This window comes from Eubacterium segne, assembly GCF_014287775.1.
GTDB lineage: Bacteria > Bacillota > Clostridia > Lachnospirales > Lachnospiraceae > Eubacterium_G > Eubacterium_G segne.
In genome coordinates this window covers 33418-54237 of sequence record NZ_JACOOZ010000006.1, presented here as the reverse complement: position 1 = coordinate 54237, position 20820 = coordinate 33418, and the positions used below count along the sequence as shown (strand labels likewise).

Annotated in this window: 15 protein-coding genes; all 15 read right to left on the bottom strand. The window is 35.0% G+C overall.

From position 1 onward, the window contains the following. The 15 genes from folP to H8S00_RS09100 all read right to left on the bottom strand — a co-directional run bounded on the left by folP (position 1) and on the right by H8S00_RS09100 (position 20726). On the bottom strand, positions 1–813 hold the full coding sequence (gene folP / locus H8S00_RS09170) for a dihydropteroate synthase (RefSeq protein ID WP_186840444.1): 813 nt from the start codon (positions 811–813) through the stop codon (positions 1–3). A gap of 14 nt (positions 814–827) precedes the next feature. Then, a complete protein-coding gene (gene folE, locus H8S00_RS09165; protein WP_021953755.1) occupies positions 828–1385 on the bottom strand; it encodes a GTP cyclohydrolase I FolE in 558 nt (185 codons plus the stop codon). 20 nt (positions 1386–1405) lie between these two features. Then, a complete protein-coding gene (locus tag H8S00_RS09160) occupies positions 1406–2716 on the bottom strand; it encodes a bifunctional folylpolyglutamate synthase/dihydrofolate synthase (protein ID WP_021953754.1) in 1311 nt (436 codons plus the stop codon). 82 nt (positions 2717–2798) lie between these two features. Next, positions 2799–3374: an SH3 domain-containing protein gene (locus H8S00_RS09155; protein ID WP_021953753.1), complete on the bottom strand. Its 576-nt coding sequence runs from the start codon at positions 3372–3374 to the stop codon at positions 2799–2801. Between the two features lie 13 nt (positions 3375–3387). Then, on the bottom strand, positions 3388–3714 hold the full coding sequence (locus tag H8S00_RS09150; protein ID WP_021953752.1) for a DUF1292 domain-containing protein: 327 nt from the start codon (positions 3712–3714) through the stop codon (positions 3388–3390). A gap of 150 nt (positions 3715–3864) precedes the next feature. Further along, positions 3865–5715 carry an ATP-dependent helicase gene (locus tag H8S00_RS09145; RefSeq protein WP_021953751.1) on the bottom strand — a complete coding sequence of 617 codons (1851 nt, stop codon included), beginning with the start codon at positions 5713–5715 and terminating at the stop codon, positions 3865–3867. A 146-nt stretch (positions 5716–5861) separates the two neighbouring features. Then, positions 5862–6053, bottom strand: a complete 192-nt coding sequence (locus H8S00_RS09140) for a hypothetical protein (RefSeq protein ID WP_118589390.1) — start codon at positions 6051–6053, stop codon at positions 5862–5864. Positions 6054–6482: 429 nt separating this feature from the next. After that, a complete protein-coding gene (gene gltX / locus H8S00_RS09135; protein ID WP_021953750.1) occupies positions 6483–7955 on the bottom strand; it encodes a glutamate--tRNA ligase in 1473 nt (490 codons plus the stop codon). Between the two features lie 59 nt (positions 7956–8014). Continuing rightward, on the bottom strand, positions 8015–8590 hold the full coding sequence (locus tag H8S00_RS09130) for a P-loop nucleotide/nucleoside kinase family protein (RefSeq protein ID WP_021953749.1): 576 nt from the start codon (positions 8588–8590) through the stop codon (positions 8015–8017). Positions 8591–9119: 529 nt separating this feature from the next. Continuing rightward, positions 9120–9536, bottom strand: a complete 417-nt coding sequence (locus tag H8S00_RS09125) for a hypothetical protein (RefSeq protein WP_021953748.1) — start codon at positions 9534–9536, stop codon at positions 9120–9122. Positions 9537–9652: 116 nt separating this feature from the next. Then, on the bottom strand, positions 9653–10246 hold the full coding sequence (locus tag H8S00_RS09120) for a cytidylate kinase-like family protein (protein ID WP_021953747.1): 594 nt from the start codon (positions 10244–10246) through the stop codon (positions 9653–9655). Positions 10247–10391: 145 nt separating this feature from the next. Beyond that, entirely contained in the window at positions 10392–12455 is a 2064-nt protein-coding gene (locus tag H8S00_RS09115; RefSeq protein ID WP_021953746.1) for an efflux RND transporter permease subunit, read from the bottom strand. Between the two features lie 15 nt (positions 12456–12470). After that, complete coding sequence (locus H8S00_RS09110; protein ID WP_021953745.1) at positions 12471–14531, bottom strand: hypothetical protein; 2061 nt, start codon at positions 14529–14531, stop codon at positions 12471–12473. Positions 14532–14660: 129 nt separating this feature from the next. Beyond that, the gene (locus H8S00_RS09105) at positions 14661–15239 is read right to left on the bottom strand and encodes a TetR/AcrR family transcriptional regulator C-terminal domain-containing protein (RefSeq protein WP_021953744.1); all 579 of its coding nucleotides are present in this window, start codon (positions 15237–15239) and stop codon (positions 14661–14663) included. 267 nt (positions 15240–15506) lie between these two features. Then, a complete protein-coding gene (locus H8S00_RS09100) occupies positions 15507–20726 on the bottom strand; it encodes a glycosyl hydrolase family 18 protein (protein WP_186840443.1) in 5220 nt (1739 codons plus the stop codon). Positions 20727–20820 lie beyond the last annotated feature (94 nt).

Below are 20820 nucleotides of genomic sequence, written 5' to 3'. Positions count from 1 at the left end.
TTATTTTACATTTTTTATGGCTTTTGCCATCATAAGAGCCTGATAATTTTCCTTAACATCATGAACCCTGAAAATGGTGCATCCTCTTTCATAACCCATAACTGTTGTGGCTACTGTTCCTGCCATTCTGTCATCTCTGTCCACATCAAGGGTAAGCCCTATAACTGATTTTCTTGAAGTTCCAAGGAGCACCGGAAGTCCCAGTTCCTTTAAACGGTTAACTTCATTAATAACCATAAGATTCTGGGGATAATCCTTTCCAAATCCAACTCCCGGATCAAGCACTATCTGTGAATCTTTTACCCCGGCCTTGTGGGCAATTTCCAAAGACTCTCTTAAATCATTTAAAACATCTTCCACAAAGTTATTATAATTTGTATTATCTCTATTATGCATTACACAGGCTGCCACCTTAGTTTCCGCAACAAGGTCAGCCATATCCTTTTTGCCCCATTTAAAGCCCCAGACATCATTTATCATATCTGCTCCTGCTTTAATTCCTTCCCGTGCCACTCCTGTTTTGTATGTGTCAAGGGAAACTGCCACATCAAATCTTTCCTTTACAGCCTCTATTACAGGCACAACTCTGCTTATTTCTTCTTCATCACTTATAAGAGTGTAGCCCGGTCTTGTGGACTCTCCCCCTATATCGATTATTTTTGCCCCATCATCAATCATCTGCCGGGTATGCTCTAAAGCCTTGTCCAAGCTGTTCCATTTTCCACCATCAGAAAATGAATCCGGTGTTACATTTAAAATTCCCATTATTACCGGCTCTTTATCTAAATCAAATTCATATTTTCCTATTTTCATTGTTCGCGTCTCTCCTATTTATTTATCAGTAAAGTAACATCTCTTCTTAAGGCATCATCCTCTTTGAATTTTCCTTTTAATGCAAAGCTGACAGTTTTGCTTCCGGGCTTTTTTATGCCTCGTGCAGACATACACATATGTTCTGCCTCAACCATAACATAAACACCTTTTGCCTCTAAATATTCCTCTAATGCCTCTGCAATCTGTTCCGTCATCTGTTCCTGTATCTGAAGTCGCCTTGCGTAAACTTCCACTGTTCTTGCCAGTTTACTTATTCCCACAACTTTTCCGTTAGGAATATAAGCAATATGCACTTTACCATAAAAAGGCATCAGGTGATGTTCACAGGTAGAGTAGAATGTAATATTTTTCTCTATAACAACATTTTCGTTGTCACAGGAAAATGTTCTGGACAAATGCTCTGCCGGAGTTTTGCCCATTCCGGCGCATAACTCTTCATACATTCTTGCCACTCTCTCCGGAGTATCCTTTAACCCCTCTCTGTCAGCATCTTCACCGATACCTTCTAAAAATAGTCTGACTGCTTCTTCAATTTTTTTCTTATCAAACATGTCAATCTCTCCTTCCGGCTTTAACTGTTTGTTTTAGCTTTAATATATTTCTTTAGTGCCCTGCGCAAATCCTTTAAATACGATAATGAACCAAAGGCAATAATTAAATCACAGTTATTAACATTAACTGAATTTATTGACATTTTAACTGCCTCATCCATTCCTTTTGCGCAAATAACATTACTGTTATATGATCTTATGGTTTCTGCCAATATTTCTCCATTAAGAGCCCGTTCATTATCAGGTGTTACGGTAATAATCATTTCCCCTCTGCCTGCTATCATTTCCGCCTCTTTTTTAAAGTCCTTATCGGCCAACACTCCCATTATAAAGGTAATTTTCTTATTTGTAAAATACAAATCTATAGAATCCCTTAATTCTTTTATTGCTCCGGGATTATGGGCACCATCAATAATAAATAAAGGTGAATCATTTATAACTTCCATTCTTCCCGGCCAATTGGCATTTAAAAGTCCTTTTTCTATGTTTTCTTCAACCTTAAATCCACGATTTTCCAGCGCCAAAGCTGCTTCTATGGCTGTAATTGAATTTTTAACCTGATATGTTCCGGGCATTTTTAATTCTATTTTATAGATTTTCCCGTTAGATGCCTTATATTCATATAAGGTTAAAAATCCTTCAGCCTTTATACCATACGCATTTTGACACAATATGAAAGGAGCCTTTTTTAATTCTGCTATTTTCTTTATGGATTCTACAGCCTCATCAGTCTGATTCGAAACAATCACCGGACAGTTGTCCTTAATTATTCCCGCTTTTACCCTTGCAATTTCACCTATTGTACTGCCTAAAAATTTTGTATGGTCAAGACTTATAGTTGTAATAACACTACACAGTACCTTTTTAAACACATTTGTGGCGTCTCCTTCTCCTCCCATTCCACATTCTACCAGCACTACATCACATTTTTTTCGCTTAAAATATTCAAACGCCATGGCTGTTTCTATTTCAAAAGGAGTTGGGTGCGGCAATGATTCCTTAACCATTTCATTGCATTTTGATTTTATATAGGTTAAAATATCCGCCACCTCTTCCTCTCTTATATAGGTATTATCCGTTCTTATTATTTCCCTATACTCAAAAACTGCCGGTGAGGAATATCTTCCTGTTTTGTATCCTGACTCCATTAAAATGCTTTGCAAAAATGCCGAGGTTGAACCCTTTCCATTGGTTCCTGCCACATGAATCACCTTTAGTTCATCCTGAGGATTTCCCATTTTAGCAAGAAGTGTTTTTATGGTATCAAGTCCTAACACACTTCCATATTTTTTTATTGCTTCCATATATTCCATTGATTCATTATAATTCATATGATCTCTCCTAAAGCCTGTTTTTTACACAAAAATATTGTCGCATTCATCTGAACATCTGATAAATACGACAATATTTTAATTATTCATCATATACATTTTTTTCGCTTAAAAATCTTGTTGCTACATAACCGGTTTTTCCGTTATATTTGATTCTTGTCCAGTCGCCTTCATTACTTAAAACCTCAACCTTTTCACCTTTTTCAATAGTAGTAACTACGTTATCTGATGAATCGGTGCTTGCCTCACTTCTTAAATTTACACCATCATTAGTATACATTGATGTAGATGCTGAAGCGTTGTCACCTGTTGTAGCACTTTCACTTTGATTTTCAGTCTTTGTAGTCTCCACGGCTTTGACTGTTGTTTCCGCTGCTGCATTTTTCTTATTGGTTGTTTCCTCAACTGTTGTAGTTTCAACTACAGTAGTAACCTCAACGGTAGTAGCCTCTGCTGTTGTTTCCTTTGCTGACTTGTTGCCTTTTTTTGAAGAACATGAAACACCGATAATAATAATCAGTATAAGAAGTATCACTACACCTGCAATTCCTGCTAATGTCATATTTCTCTTCTTTATTTGCTCTGCTCTTTTTATCTCTGCGTTTCTTCGTCTGTTTTCTACGATTCTCTTTATTTCTTCATCTCTTGTTTCTGGCATAAAATATCACCTTCTACTGTAAATTTTCTTCTTCCTCTATAATCTCGTCATATTCTCCGGACTCAACTAATTCATCAAAAGCATCTGAAGCTAAATAAAATTCTGCTTCTGTTTCAATGTTATCAAGTCCCGGTTCACCATCTTCATCTTCATAATATCTGTAAAGATATACTTCTCCCTCTTCATTTTCAGGTCCTTCTGTAGGAAGCAATGCGATGTAATCCTGTCCGTTTTCTGCTTCAAAGATACTTACCACAAGGCAATCTACTTCTGTATCATCATCTAATGTAAGAGTTACAAATAAATCCTCATCTTCTTCAAACTGATTATTATTTCCCATATCATCCTCTTTCTGCGTAAACACGCCATATATTTTAACGGATATTCTTCTATGCAAAAAATATCAAAGGAATTTCCTATTCCCATATTCATTACTACTTTATCAGAATAAAACACAAAATGCAACAAAACAAAGACTTTTCACGAAAAGTTAACATATGATTTCATTAGCAAACATGGACATTTCCACATCACACCCTAAGCTTTGTGCCACACCATAAACACACAGTTCTTCTATTGCTCTGGTTATTGCCACATAAAAAACTCTTCTTTCTTCTTCATAATCCCTTTCCCTTACCGCCTTTGAGGTAGGCACAACTCCCTGATTTGCATCTAATATAAACACGATTTTAAATTCCAGTCCCTTAGAACCATGCATTGTTATTATATTTATCCCTTCTTTATCTTTCTGTGACCTGTTATTTTTTTCATTTTCTATTGACCATATCCACTCCTTTAAGGTATTGTATTTTAATGCTTCATTGTAAATATCATCCATTTGTTTAATCAGAGCTTCTCTTTTCATATTATGGTCAATAGCGTATTTTCTCAAATAATTTTCATAGCCTACTCCGTGTTTAATATATGTTATAGCCCCGGAAGGATTTAGCTTTCTTACCATGTCAAAATGGAATTTTAATTTTTCTATATTATCTGTTATTTCTTTACTTTCCTGATATATTTTCCTTAATTCTTCAAAATCTATACTATTTTCCCCTATCACCGCTAAATTTATGTATCTTTGTGGTTTATTAACTATTTTTATAAAACTGTCATTGTCTCTCAGAGGCATTTTATCATAGGTTATGGCTGCTTTTATGTAATTAATTATATCTTCTGCCACCATTCCCCTATAAATGCTTTTTTCCCCTTTTTTACTTTTTGAATCTATGCTTACGTTTTTTAGAAAATCGGATATTTCCGGAATCTGGCTGTTATTCCTTACTAAAATTGCAATATCTGACGGCTTAACTCCCTTCTCCAAATATTTCTTTATTTTCTTTGCCACATACAATAATTCCTGATTCTTATTTTTAAATTGTCTGACATCTACCTCTTTTCCTCCCTTTGTATTAGGTATTATATTTTTCTCATATCTGTTTTTATTATTTTTTATTAAGTTTTCTGATGCAGCTACAATAGTTTCCCCGGAGCGGTAATTAATATTCATGATTATAGTTTCTCCATTTTCATAATCCTTTGTAAACTGCCCCATTATTTCAGGACACGCCCCTCTAAATCCATATATGGACTGGTCATCATCCCCTACTATAAAAATATTGTTATCAGGGCATGCTAACATCTTCACTGTTTCATATTGAATAGTATTAATATCCTGAAATTCATCAATTAAAATATACCTATATACATTCTGCCATTGTTTCAAAATATCAGATCTTTTAACAAACAATTCATGACACCTTAAAAGGATATCATCAAAGTCAATTTTCTTTTCCTTTGACAATGTTTTCTCATACTCCCTGTACACAAGCAAAAATTCCTCTTTTTTGCAGCATTTTGGTTCATAATCAATTAAATCAACCATATTGCCTTTGATATTTCCTATTTCGCCGATTATACCTTGTATAAGTTCCTGTGTGTTATCTGATTCTATATGTTTTCTAAGAACGATTTCCCTTAAAATGTCATATTTTGTTCTTTCTGTTACGATACAGTTTCCCTTATATCCCAATGACATTCTAAGTATCTTAAAAAATATCCCATGAAATGTGCCAAAAGTCACCGGATATGTCCTATGCCCTTCCGCCATAAGTTCTGTGAACTTCTTTTCCATATGAACAGCCGCCGCCTTAGTAAAAGTAACTACCATTATACTCTCAGGTGCAACTCCTTTGTTTATTAGATTCTTTATTCTATGGGTAATAACTGTTGTCTTTCCTGAACCCGGCCCTGCCAATACCATAGCTGGACCTTTAAAAAAATTAATAGCCTGTTGTTGTGATTTATTAAACATGTATTCCTTTCCGTACTCTATCTCCATCAGCAGTATATCATTATTATGTTGTTTTGTAAATATTATAAGATGTTTTGTAGCGAATTTGCTGTTATGCTGTTTTTGTAATTGTTTGTTGTTAATAGAAGCATTTGTTGCAGAAATTGATGTATTAAAGTTTTTTGAAATTGGCTTTAGGCAATTATTGCCAGCACCACGTAGTTGGGTTGGCAGTTGTGTCTGGGGGATGGCACTTGGGCGGATGAAACACATGATATTTGTTTTTCAACTGCCCCTTTTTCACTAAATTCACTTAAAAAACTTGTGAAATGCCATTTGACCTCTTCTTTTCCAACTTCCAATGGTACTTTTGTTGTTGCAATCAATTGTTTCTCCTGTATAGGTACCATTGAATTTTGTCAATTTCAATTCTCAACTGTATATTGCCATTATATATCAAAAATTTCATAGAATTTTAACTTTACGGAAAGTCATATTTACAATATCAATTTTCTATAAGTTTTCTCCCTGCATACTTCTAACCTATGAATTGATTTATTTTACAAGAAATTTTTGTTTAATTGTATTATTTACTGTATATATCCGCCCCAGAAGGTGCTTGCACCGCCTCCATCGCTTTTGTGAGGAAAATATAGCACCTATCTTCAATGTTTGTCATCTCCACCACGAAATTTATTTTATAAAGGATTACCCCCTTGCTTGACAAAGAGCCAAAAAAATGGACACCACTTACATGGTATCCATTTCTATATTTTATAACTTATACTTTATAACTTATATTTCACCCATAATTTCTACTGTGCTGCCTGGGCATTTTCTAACAGTTCGATGCCTTTTTTGATTCTCTTTATGGATTCATCTTTTCCTATAACTTCCATTATTTCGAAAGCACCGGCAGGTGTCATCTGCTTACCTGAAACTGCTGTTCTAAGAGGCCATAATGCCTGTCCGTTTTTGCAACCTTTCTTTCCAATGTATTCAAATACAAGTTCATGAAGTCCATCTACTGAATAATCATCCGTTTCCTCTAATGATGGCAAAAGTTCCTTAAGAACTTCTAATGAATTGTCAGTGTTTGTTTTCATTTTCTTGTGAGTATACATATCAGCACTGTACTCAGGAAGTTCCTCAAAGAAATCTACCATAGCACCAATCTCAGGAAATACTTCAATTCTTGTTTTTACCATATCAAGTATTTTCTTAAGATCCAAATCTTTTTTAATAGCTTCCTTAATGTAAGGCATTGCTTTTTCATAGAATATGTCGTTATCCATTGCCTTAATGTATTCTCCATTCATCCATTTAAGTTTCTGAATATCAAAAACTGAAGGACTTTTGTTTACTTTATGGTAGTCAAATGCTTCTATTAATTCATCAAGAGAAAAAATTTCTCTGTTATCTTCCGGACTCCATCCAAGAAGAGCAATGTAGTTGACAATTGCCTCAGGTAAAAATCCCTGCTCCACCAAATCTTCATATGATGAATGACCTGAACGCTTGCTTAACTTCTTGTGTTCCTCATCTGTAATAAGTGGTAAATGCACATATTTTGGTGATTTCCAGCCAAACGCCTCATACAATCTCTGGTACTTCGGTGAAGATGAAATATACTCATTTCCTCTTACAACATGAGTAATTTCCTGCAAATGGTCGTCAATAACATTTGCAAAATTGTATGTTGGATATCCGTCTGATTTAATAAGAATCATATCATCTAATTCTTTATTTTCAACGGTAATTTCACCATATAATTCATCATAAAAAGTTGTTGTGCCTTCTGTAGGCATATTAATTCTTATAACATATGGCTTTCCTGCGTCAAGATTTGCCTGAATCTCCTCCTTTGAAAGGTGAAGGCAATGCTTGTCATAAACTGTTATTTCCTTTCCATCCTCTCCAACGGAAGTTTTAAGTTCAGCTAATCTTTCCTTATCACAGAAACAATAGTAGGCATTTCCTGATTCAATAAGCTGTTTTGCATATTTCATATAAAGACCTGATGCCTGACGTTCACTTTGAACATATGGGCCAAATCCCTTATCCTTATCAGGACCTTCATCATGAATAAGACCTGTCTGTTCCAAAGTCCTGTAAATAATATCTACAGCTCCCTCAACATATCTTTCACGGTCTGTATCTTCTATTCTCAAAATAAAATCTCCGCCCTCATGCTTTGCAATCAGGAATTCATAAAGTGCCGTTCTTAAATTTCCAACGTGCATCCTACCTGTAGGGCTTGGAGCAAACCTTGTTCTAACCTTTCCCATATTCTCTCTCCTGTTCTTTACTAATAAAAAGAGTATCCTGAGATACTCTTTAGTGATTCTTATTTAAGTTCCTCGAAATACTTTACAGCTTCCTTAATAGAAACCTTAAATTTGTCATCAGATGAATTGTCAAACAGGAATATATTCTTTATGCCTGTTGGAACTGAAAAATCTAATTTCTTAACATATTCATCCCAGTTTTCTAACTTCCATGTATCTCTGTCGGAATTTCTTGCAATCATTCTCTGTCTGCATACTTCAACGTCACACTGTACCCATACAACTATAAGTTCAGCACCTTTCTTTTCCAAAAGCTGACGTCTAAGATTCTCCATGTATCCCGGAGTTCTGACCTCTCTTGTGTAAGGTGCATTAATAAATACAGTATCATTATATTCTAATGCTTCCATTGCAATTTCCATAATGCAATCATATTCATAATCTCTTATTTCTGCTTCAAAGAAATCTGAGCTTCTGTTATATTCCTGATTTGCCACAACAAATATCTGCTTTGATAAAACGATTAATGAGTCTTTATCAAGATATACACAGTTTGGAATGGCCTTTGCCAGTTTCTTCGTTACAAATGTTTTTCCACAAGCAGGTGGAGATGTTACTAAAATCAATTTCTTCATAATATTATAACCTCTTCTATATATAATAAAATCATTACAATTTAACCCAATTTCTTTTCATAATACCACTAAATACGCTTCTTAGTCAACACTATAAACTACAAAAAATGACAAAAAACATAACTCTTTTATTTATAAAGATAATTATTACTTTTTCATATATTCTATTATAATAATTATCACAAAAAATAATACATTAGAAGACTGTAAGATATATTAAAAATTCTCACATATAGCTATAAAAACAGGAATGGCTTCTTAGAGATTCCTCCAAGAAGCCACAAAATTGAAAGGGTTTAGATTATTATGTTACCTAAAAATCTAATACTCTTATAGTTTAATAATTAAAAACGTTTTTTGCAATAATGACGAACTATTTTTTTATCTTTTGTAATTATTGCACAAATAATCCCCTATTATTGTGAAAAAAGAAAACAATATTCATATATTTTGTACAAATAAACATTCGTTTCCCCCTTTTAAAATTTTGTTTTTTTAGTCAAAACTAATAAAAATTCTTTTATTACCTTTAGCTATATAACTGACCGTTATTTTCCTGTTCATTTCCTGCAAGCTTAATGTTACTGTCATCCATTTTCACCTTTGGAATAACTATAGGCGGAAGTCCTGCATTAACCATAATTGTAGTTATAAGAGTTCTTACATTAGGATATATTTCATCATATGCCTTTTTATGTATTTCCTTCTTATCCATTCCCGGCTCACAATCTAAGAATGCAGTAGCACTAATTTTAAAATTGAAATCCATTGGTGCTGTTTTTTCCATCATGTCAATAGTCAGATTTGCTGCGCAATGAAGATTATCATTAGTGTATTTAACATTAAATGATGCTCTCTGCTCAATATCTAACTTCACCTGTCCTTCCAATTTATTTGTAAGGTCAATTTCTTCTACCTTCATTCCTTTAAATATTAATTCACCCATTTTTAACCTCCTGTCCGATTCTTTCGTAGCATATTGTCTGCTAACTGTAACTATTACATTCTATCATAAAAAGAACTCCCTAAAAAGAGAGTTCTTTAACAAATTTATATTTTTTGCTATTTCTTAGTATCTACATACAGTTCGATCATCTTAGCGGCAGTGTCAAAGTCAACCTTTCCTGTATTTATGCATATGTCATATCCTCTTGAATCTCCCCACTTGTTCTCACAGTAGAAATTGTGATATACCTTACGCATCTTGTCAACTTTCTTCATTTTATTTTCTGCCTGCTTTGCATCTACATTTTCCCGCTCCATAACTCTTTTAATCTTGCTTTCCTTATCACCGGTAATAAATACCGTTACAAGGTTAGGATTATCTGCTAAAATTTCATCAGCACATCTTCCGACTACCACAAAAGATTCCTTTTCCTCATCAGCTTTTTTCTTTAAAAATCCAAACTGCTTAATGGCAATCTGCTGTTCAAGGGAAATGGTGCTTCCTGTAATAGGCATTGGCATAAAAGAAATGCTAATTGGCCGTTCATCAAATTTTTCCAGCATCTCTTTGCTAAAATGTCCATCCTTTGCAATTTCATCTAAGAGTTCTTTGTTATACAACGGTATGTTGTAATGCTCAGCCAATTTCTTTGCAATAACATGACCACCACTTCCGAATTCACGTCCTAAAGCTATAATTATCTGTTTCATAATGCCGTCCTCCTGTCTCAATTTTGTTACCTTTATTATACCACAAACTGCAATAAAATCACAGTAAAATCAGTGTGTATTTAACTTTAATTTTAAAAGAAAAAAGGATAGAATTACGAAAATCCTATCCTCTTTATATCTTATTTTAATCTAAAAATTTATAGCTTCCTTTAACGATTGCCTTATCAAATACAATGTACATTGCAGGTAATATGCAGATTACGCAAAGCATACTTACAATAGCACCTCTTGCCATAAGAAGACAAAGGGAACTAATCATATCTATACTTGAATATACACCTACACCAAATGTTGCTCCAAAGAATGTAAATGCACTTACCATAACTGATTTCATTGTAGCCTTAAGAGCATCGCCTGCTGCTGCCTTTTTATCTTTTCCACTAGATCTTTCCAGTTTGTATCTGTTAGTCATTAATATTGCATAGTCAACTGTAGCACCTAACTGAATGGTTCCAATAACAATAGATGCAATAAACGGCAACGTCGTATTAGTATAGAACGGTATACCCATATTAATGAATATAGCAAATTCAATAACTGCAACAAGTATTATAGGAAGTGAAATTGACTTAAATACTAAAGCAATGATTATGAAAATCAGGAAAATTGAAACAAAACTTACTGTTGCAAAGTCTTTGTTTGTTATTTTAATAAGGTCTCTTGTACAAGCTGCCTCACCTACTAACATTCCGTTTTTATCATATTTCTTTATAATTTTTTCAATTTCATTACACTGGTTGTTAGCTTCATCTGAACCTGTTTTGTATGCGGACATGAATATAAGCATCTCATGTTCATCGCTTTCTAACTCTTTTGTTAAATCCTTAGGAATAAATGATTCCGGAACAGAACCGTCTAAAACGCTTTCCTTTCCTAATGCCATTTGTACTCCATCAACCTTCTTAACTTCGTCAAGCATAGCTGATACATCTTTTGACTTTACATCTGAATCTAACAAAATAATGTTCGCAGAACCTAAATCATATTCCTTTGCAATCTTATTCTGGGCAACAACGCTCTCTAAAGAATCCGGAAGACTTAATGTTAAATCGTAGTATACCTTTGTGTTGGCCTGACCATAAATTGCAGGTACTAACAAAATAACAAATACTGCAATGAAAATTTTATAATGTTTTGCAATCCATCTAGGTACCTTATCAAAATCAGGTAAAAGATGTCTGTGTTTTGTCTTCTCAATTGCCTTGTGGAATACAAGGATAAATGCTGGAAGAATTGTTACACATGATATAACACCTAATACAACACCCTTTGCCATTACCACACCAAGGTCTAAACCTAAGGTGAAACTCATAAAGCAAAGTGCTATAAATCCTGCCACTGTTGTTATGGAACTACCTACAACTGAGGATATTGTAGCCCTAATGGCATCTGCCATGGCCTCATATTTATCACCATTTGTCTTTTCCATATGTTCCTCAAAGCTGTGCCATAGGAAAATGGAGTAGTCCATTGTAACACCTAACTGAAGTACCGCCGCTAATGCCTTTGTTATGTAGGATATTTCTCCCATAACAAAATTGCTTCCTAAGTTATAGACTATAGCCATACCAATACTCAAAAGGAAGAATACCGGTATCATAAATGAATCCATAAGTAATGATAAAAGAATGATAGATATTACAACTGCAACACAAACATAAATCGGTGTTTCCTGTTCAGCCAAATCCTTTGTATCTGTTACTATTGCAGAAATACCACTTATTAAGCATTGGTGCTTTGTAACCTTTCTGATTTCATTTATGGCTTTCATTGTTCCGTCACCGGAACTTGTATCATCAAATATTACCAGCATAATTGTTGATGTATCTTTGTTAAATGCATCATATACTTTGCTAGGAAGCATTGACTTTGGCATTCCCAAATCAACAAATGAATCATACCATAATACCTTACTTACATGGTCAACCTTTTCCATTTTTTCTTTAAGTACAGATACGTCACTGTCGCTCATTTTGTCAACCATAACAATTCCAAATGCACCGGAATTAAATTCATCCATCAGGATGTCCTGACCTGTCATTGTATCAATTCCATCAGGAAGATAATATAAAAGGTCGTAATTTACTCTTGTATTGAAGTAGCCGATTGCCGATGGTATCAGTAAAAGAACTGCAATAATCAATATGGCATATCTGGCTTTAACAACAAATTGTGAAAACTTCTTCATAAAATATCAGCTCCTTTACTTTTCAGATTTAATTTCTGCTGTTTTGAAGATAAACTTAACATCTCCACTCATGTCACTGTTAATTCCTGAGAATGAATTATACTTCTTTCCTGCGTTTAAAACATCTTCGATTTTGTTTACTGCATCCTTAGTATCTTCTCCGAATATTTCAGTAATCTTGCTGATACCTTCTTTATTTAATTTAATTGTTCCATCCTTTAAGTCCTTAGTACCGTTTGCTAATGTAACAATACCATTATCAAGAGTCTTTGTTCCGGCTGCTAATGTTTTAGCACCATCACTAATCTGTGATGCACCTGAATTTACAGTTCCGATACCACTCTTAATCTGTGGGCTTGCAGCGCCAATCTTGCTCTTAAGTTCACCTGTTCCTGATTTAAGGTCAGCTGTTCCTTTGGCTAAAGTTGCTGCTCCTGTGTTTAACTGCTTAATTCCTGAATATAACTTTGTAACTCCACTGCTAAGGGATGTTGTTCCTGCTTCAAGGGAATCCATTCCTGCAAGTAACTTCTGAATATCTGCTGCACTTGCACTGATTTGTGCTTCAAATGTACTCTTTACACTTTCAAGAGTCTGAACACTGTAATAAGCCTGAAGTAATGTATAATATGTGTTTACATCAAGACCTTTAGCTGTAAGAACCGTATTTAAATCCATGCCTTTAGTAACAGCTCCATTTATACCTTCAACAATCTGATTTAAAACCTTTTCACTGGAAATCAATCCGCCTGTTGCTGCATTTAACTTAGCAATTATTCCATCTATCTGTGTCTGAATAGATGATGGTGTTCCCTGTAATGTCTGCGCTAACTGCTTAACACCTGCATTTGCTTCTTTTGCACCTTTATTTAATGCCTTTGCTCCATTGTTAAGTCCCTGGGATTTCTTTGTATCCTCAAATGCTGCCTTGGCAGTTGCTAAACCTGATGATAAATCTTTTGCACCTTTGTTAAGTTTGCCTGCTCCATCATCAGCTGATGCAAGAGCTTCTAAAAGTGACTGATTAAATATTGAATACTTTCCTAATAACTCTTTTGTTCCATCTGATAATGTTGAAGTATATTTTGCAATATCAGAAGCACCGCTGTTGATTTTTGATGAACCGCTCTTTAATTCATTAGCACCATTATTAAGCTTTGTGGCACCATTTACCAATTCATCAGTTCCATCCTTTAATTCATCCATTTTTTCCTCTATATCAGAGAAATCAAATGTATCCTTTAAATCAATGTCACCTAATTCCGATGTTGCAACTGTAAGTGCCATATCCATTGAAAAATCCTTAACATCAGCTGTAATAGTAACACTTTCAGGAATATCAATGTCACTAATGTAATCCTTTGCCTTGTCAATTGTATCAAGGAGATGATCCTTAAATCCCGGAGCTGCATATCCTACAACGATTTTGTTATCATCGTAATCTACTACTTTTCCGTTATCTACTGTTACATTTGAGAAGTTATCATCTAAAATCATTCCTGTTAATGTAATAAATGGAACAAAGTTTCCTGCAACTTCTTTTGAATTGTTTGTGTAATCATAAACAATTTTTACCTTACCACTTTTTCCTGCTAAATCTTCAGGAGAAATTTCCTTATCATCAAGATAATATGAAACCTTAATATCAATTGGTGCTGACTTTGTTGTTGTTCCCTGATATGAAATGTCCTTGCCTTTGTTTTCCCATATCAGCTTACCATTATCTGTGGTAAATGCCTCATCACCACTAATATTTGTTATATCTGTTAAATCTGAAACATCACTTATGTTGTCTTTTCCTTTCACCTTAAGAACATCACTTACTGTTGTTTTGGTAACTGTTCCGTCAGCATTCATTTCAACATATACTGTTTCTTTCTTATCAGTGTCCTTTGCATCTCCTAACTTGCCTGTAAGCAACGCCTCAACATTTGCCTCATTGTTTGTTTCCTTTGCAGTGCCTAATGTTTTGTCAGTGTTATCTGTAGTCTTTGTTGTTCCACAACCACTAAAGCCACATACAACCATTGACGCTACTAATGTTAAACTAATTCCTTTTTGAATGTAATTCTTCATAACAAACTTCACTCCTTTATAAAAAATCTAAAATAAAGTATACAGTTATGTATCTTTTAATCATTAGACAGTTTCATAACTGTATTTATTTTTTGTACTAACTTATAATTTTGCATATACGCCGTCTGCTTATTTATCTGTTTCATTTTTGTGATACAAATATAATTCGTGTCCTATCTTTTCTGAACTAAAGGAAATATCCTGGAGTAGCTGTGCTAACTCTTCTTCTCCTTCTTTCATTCCTTTAAGTGCCCAGTCAACTATAATTCCCGTAAGACCGTATGCAAAAAATCTTGCGTAAATGTCACGCATCTTTTTATCAAGATGAGTATAAAGGTTTAAATCTTTTATCGCCTTATTAAATAACTCAATAAATATTCTTTCAAGATATACCGAAAAGAAATCATTGTTAGACTTTATGGTATTCATGAAAAACTGTTTTTTCTGTTTCATATAAACCAAAAGCTCTAATATCTTCTCTCCCCAGTTATCAAAAGTAAGATCCTTTGTCAGGGGAATTACCAGTTCCTGATTGTAAATCCAGGCAAGTAACTCATACTTGTCATTAAAATGGTAATAAAAAGTCTGTCTGTTTACACCACAATGTTCCGTAATGTCAGCAACCGTTATCTTATCAAGTATTCTGGTTGAACCTAGTTCTTTAAGGCTTTCAGCCAGTGCCTTTTTGGTAATGTTTGAATTGGCCATGTGACTTCCTCCTTCTATAAATTTATTACATATATTTATTTTTTATACTTGTGTACAATTTCTTACTAGATGTATAATAACACCTTTTTATACATTTGTCTAGTTTTTTTATTACATTTGTCTGATTTTTTATATTATGACTGTTTTTTAGTCGTGAGTTTGTATTATAAAAACATCTAAACATAAAACTTTATTTGGACATTAAAAGAGACCGTCGAACTGATATGTACCAATTCAACGGTCCCCCGTAATTATATTATTATGTTGTTATTTAACAACTATATTGCTCCAGTTGTAATCTACTTCTTTATATGAAGGATCAACTACCTTAAGAATATTATTATATAAGTAATCATGTGCAGCGCTTGTATTCATCTTCTTTGACTGATACAGCTGATCACAAATCTTATATACTGAGTAAGTATATGCCTTACTATATACATAGCTTCCATCACTAAGAACTGCGTATGCTCTTACCTTATATTCTGTTGTAAACTCTCTGGCAGTGTTTGTACTAAACAATGTAGTTCTTACAAAATATGTTGCTGTTGTTGAATTTCCAAGAACTGTATTACTTGTTCCTGCCGGTGTAGAATCTAATGAAACTACATATTTGTTAGTTGAACCAACATACATATCTGCATCTGTTACTCCCAAAGAATTTCCATCTATTGTATCTACCGCATAAACAAATCCCCACTTAGTAACATTCTTTCCATCTATTGTAGGTTCTACAGAACCAACAACTCTACTTCCTCCAAGAGTCGTACTTACCTGATATCCTTCAATATTAACATCATCACTGATTGTAATAGTCTTAGGATCAGCTGTAGTAGGTTCCTCTGTCGGTGCCTGTGTAGGTGCTTCTGTTGGTGCCTCAGTAGGTTTCTCTGTCGGCTTCTGTGTTGTTTCCTCATCACCTCTTAAGTTAGATAAGAATGCCTGATTCTCTCTTACAAATGAATTGCCATTTTGTGATGAATCCCAGTTGATAGACCATGACATAATACCTCTGAGTCCCGGATGAGCTGCATCAATCTCTGAGAATGCCGCCTGAAGGTTTGCATTAGATATCTGACCGCTTCCTGCTGCACCGGCTGATGACGGAACACCAATTACTACCTGATCAGGTCTAAGTGGTGCAAAGTATGTTGCTTCACTCTTTGCAACACCGGCTCCTGCTCCTACATAAAATCCGTCAAGTAACATGTTACACATTGCTACAACCCCTTCTTTTGTTCCCATATTATAAGAAACTCCATCCGGTGCTGTTATGGCAATTGAATTGTATAACTGAACATGTACAAAGCTTGTTTCCTCACGTAATGCATTAATCATTGGTAAGTATGAACCTGCCCTTGAATCACAATACTGATTAATTCCTGCATAGTACATATATCCCATCTGCATATAGAATGTTTCAGGTGCCCATGAGAGAATGAAATCATCGCCATAGCTGTGTACAATAGTCTTAATTGCTGAAACCATGTTAGCTAATTTAGGTGAATTAATTTTTCTGATATCCTTATCATTGCCCTGGGCAAACTGTACAGATGACTGTTCTAAGTCAATGTCAATTCCATCAAATCCGTATTCATCTACAAATCCCTTAATATCACTTACAAACTGATTTACAGCTGCCTGTGAATCTAAAGAGAAGTATCCCTCGTATCCTCCAATGGAAAGAACTATTTTCTTTCCTTTAGCCTGTAATGTTTTAATATCCTGCTTAAAGTCTTCCTTTGTATAACTGCTTGAAAGACCTGAAATGTTAAATCGCATTTTTCCATCTGTACTTCCTGCACTAACAGGTTCTGCAAAGGAAATATTAATTACATCCCAGTTACTGTCAACATCTCTTAATTTAATAAACGGATTTCCTGCATTATCCCATGTATGGTAATATCCAATCATAAGTCTTGATGAAAGACCTGTTGTTGGTGTACCTGATGTAGGCTTTTCTGTTTGAGCCACTGTTGTGTCTGATTCAGATAATCCTGAAACCTTAATACTAAGTATGCTTCCTGCTGTTTCCGTACCGTTTAATGCTGCTGTAACCTTTATTGTATGACTTCCGTTTTTAGTAAATGTATAAGCTACCTGTGTAGCAGCTGTATATGATTGATAAAAACTTCCATCTATATAAACGTTGTATGTCTGACCTGACTTAATCTGATCCTGTGTCTGTCCCCATGCAAAGGCTACCTCTGCACCATTTTGTGAAATTAAAGATAGTCCAATAACTTCTGTAGGTTTCGCTGTAACCTCTCCCGGTGCTGTTGTTTCCACTGTAGGGGCTTTGGTTGTTTCTACAGTCGGTGCCTTTGTAGGTACCTCTGTAGTTGGCATTTCATCTACTGCTGCATCCATAGCTTTAGCCCATGCATAATTATTTGTTGCATCCCAATTGATTGACCATGTCATTACACCTCTGAATGTAGGGTATTTTCTTGGCGGTGTAAAGCCTCCTGATGAAGTACCGTTTACCATGGAATTAAGTGCTGTCTTTATAGTGTCATTTGACACATAACCACTACCTGCTGCCTTAGCCATTGATGGAACACCAAACGCTACCTGATCTGCCCTAAGTCCTGCTTCGATTACTAATGTTGACATTGAAGTAAGGAAATCAGCTGTTCCCGGATTTACAATTGATCCACCGTATCCGTTCATTCCACCTGTATTGTAGAACTGTGGATAGCAGATTGTTAAAATATCCTTAATCTTTAATGCCAATCTTAAATATGAAGTTGTAATATCATTAGCTGATAATCTGTCTGCCTGAATATAATATGTTTCAGGAGCCATTGTAATTATAAAATCATCTCCAAAATGATCATGTACTGTTCTCAGTGCTTCTGCAATATAATCAACACCTGTAACAGCACTTCCCTCAAGGTCAATATCAACACCTTCAAATCCATATTCAGTAATAATGTTGATTAATCCGTTAGCAAATCTCTGTGCTGCTGCCTCACTGTTGATTTCAATTCTGCCTTCAGCACCACCTACAGAAATAATAACATGCTGTCCCTTAGCCTTTGCGTCCTTAATATCCTGTATAAACTGTGCCTTTGTATATCCTCCAAGTTCCTTACACAAGTCACTGTCTAGTTCAAATGTAACCTCTCCCGGAGTTGATGTGTTTCCTGTAAAGGCAACACAAATCATATCATAATATGTAGGAACATCACTTATCTTAAGTGCCTTTGAGCCATTTAAGAAATTATGCCAGTATCCTGTAACCATATGCTGTGGTAACTTACCATTTACAGTATAATTATCCTCTGTTGTCTGTTCTTCTCCTGATCCCTTAGTTGTTTCAGGATTACCTGCTACTAAGTCAGTTCTTTCCTTCCAAAGTGTACCTGCTAATATTGGTGACCAGCCTGAATTTGAAGTATGACCATATGTACATTCATATACTTTTCCTTCATACTGAACAAGAACTCCAAGTTCATATTTAACACTGTCAGGTGACCATACAGGATAATCTCCTGTGGCTGCCTTTGTTGTAGAATCCTCTTTTGTTGTAACATTATCCTTTGATGTTACAACTTCACCTTCTTTAGTTGTAACGTGTGTATCATCTTTTTTAGTTGTTTCAGTCTGGGCCGGGGTTCCATCTGAGTATAACACGGTTTTGCCCATCTCTTCACCATTTTCTAATGCCTTTGATGTCATATAGATTTCTGAAATATCAGATGCCTTAGCTGTTCCTGATGTTTTCAAAGTAAATGTAAGAGAATCACCCGGTGCAAATTTCTTTGAACTCCATGCTGGTGGAGTAATAATTGTATATCCATTTCCGCTGGAAATTGTTCCACCTGACTGCCAATCTCCTGTAAGAATCTCCCCGCTCTTTGTCTTAAAGTAAAACGTAGGATATGCCACTGACTCACCAAATGTTTCTGCCTGTGGCAATGCTGCCTTATCACCTGAAGGGTTAGGCAATGTTGCCTCACTTGATTCAGTAAGAGTGTTATTGTTTTTTACAGTAAATGTATATGCACTGCCTGATGTTGCAATATCCACTGAAATGTTATCCTTCTGTGGAATTACAATTTTCTGGTTTGGAAGGCTTGCTGAACCATATAAAGAATCCTTCATAGTCTTAGTTACTGCATTTGTGCTGTCTAATGAAGCCATCCATGAAATAAGACCACCCAGACCTTTTTTCTTTACATAATCACCTTTTGCAGCAACGGATCTTTCATTGTCACATGTAAAGAAATATCCTGTTTCTGCACTATAGTAATAAGCTGCCTGAGCCTTTTCGTCATAATATTCTTTTAATTTGTACTGACTGATAAGAGTATCAATATCGCCATATGCATATGTACCACTTGTAGTTCCGTCAGCTGCCTTAACACTGTTAGGTGTAGCTGTTGCATAAAGTCCCGGGTTGTCAGGATCTAAGCCGTCATTTTTAACTTCTGCCCAACCTCTTGTATACGGTGCAACACCAATTACTACCTTAGACATATCAACTTTATCGCCATATGTATCTTCTAAATATTTAACACATGTATCTACTGAGAACTGCGCATCTTTTTGCTTGTCATGATCATATGAATCGTTAGTATATAAAGCTGTCTGGTGAGCTGTATATCCGTTCCACGCACCATTTAAGTCATATGTCATCATGTTGGCAAAATCTACTGTCTGTAAAACTTTGTCATATTCGATTTTTGCCATCATAGCCGGTGATGCTGACATGGCACATGATAATTCATAATACTTACCATCTTTTACACTATACTCATCTAAAGTATTTCTAAGTTCCTGCATAAGAAGTGTAAAGTTCTTTGTATCTGCCTCTGAGCCTTTACATCCTTTATCAACAGTTACTCCGTTTCCTGTAGGATCCGGGTCTCTGTCTGCTGTAGGATACTCCCAGTCAATATCTACGAAATCATATCCGTAATAATGAACAAATTTTGCAATATTCTGCGCAAACTTTTTTCTTGTTTCTGCAGTTGATGCAAGTTTAGGAAATGCTCCTGATCTTGTCCACCCACCTACGGAAATACCGATTTTCATATTAGGGTACTGCTGTCTTAAAAGAAGCATTGCTCCTAATACACCGGCATATAAAGATTCTGAGCCAACGCTGTATCCAACATTAGGATTATCAAAATCTGCCCAGTAATCACAAACATTTAAATTACCTTTTTCATCCACGTCCATAAATGCGAAGTTTAAATGTGTAATTAAACTTCCGTCAATTTTACTTGGATAGAAATTCTTCTGTCCTGCATAAACTGACCATTCACCGTAATACATTACGTTACGGTAAGTTGCCGATGAAGCCTTGTTTTCAGCTTTCAATTCAGCAAGAGTCTTTGTGGCAGCCTTTACATCTGTCACACTGCTTTCTGAAACTGCTACATAACCACACATAAGGTTAAACACCATTACTATGGTTAAGACAACACTCCAGACACGTCTTGTGATTGATTTCTTTCTAAAATCACTCAATTTCATTGTTCCCTCCTTAATATTTAACAAAAATAATTACGAAATCTATTATATGTTAGCACTTTTAACTAAATCTTTAAAGCCATTTTACCAAATTTAT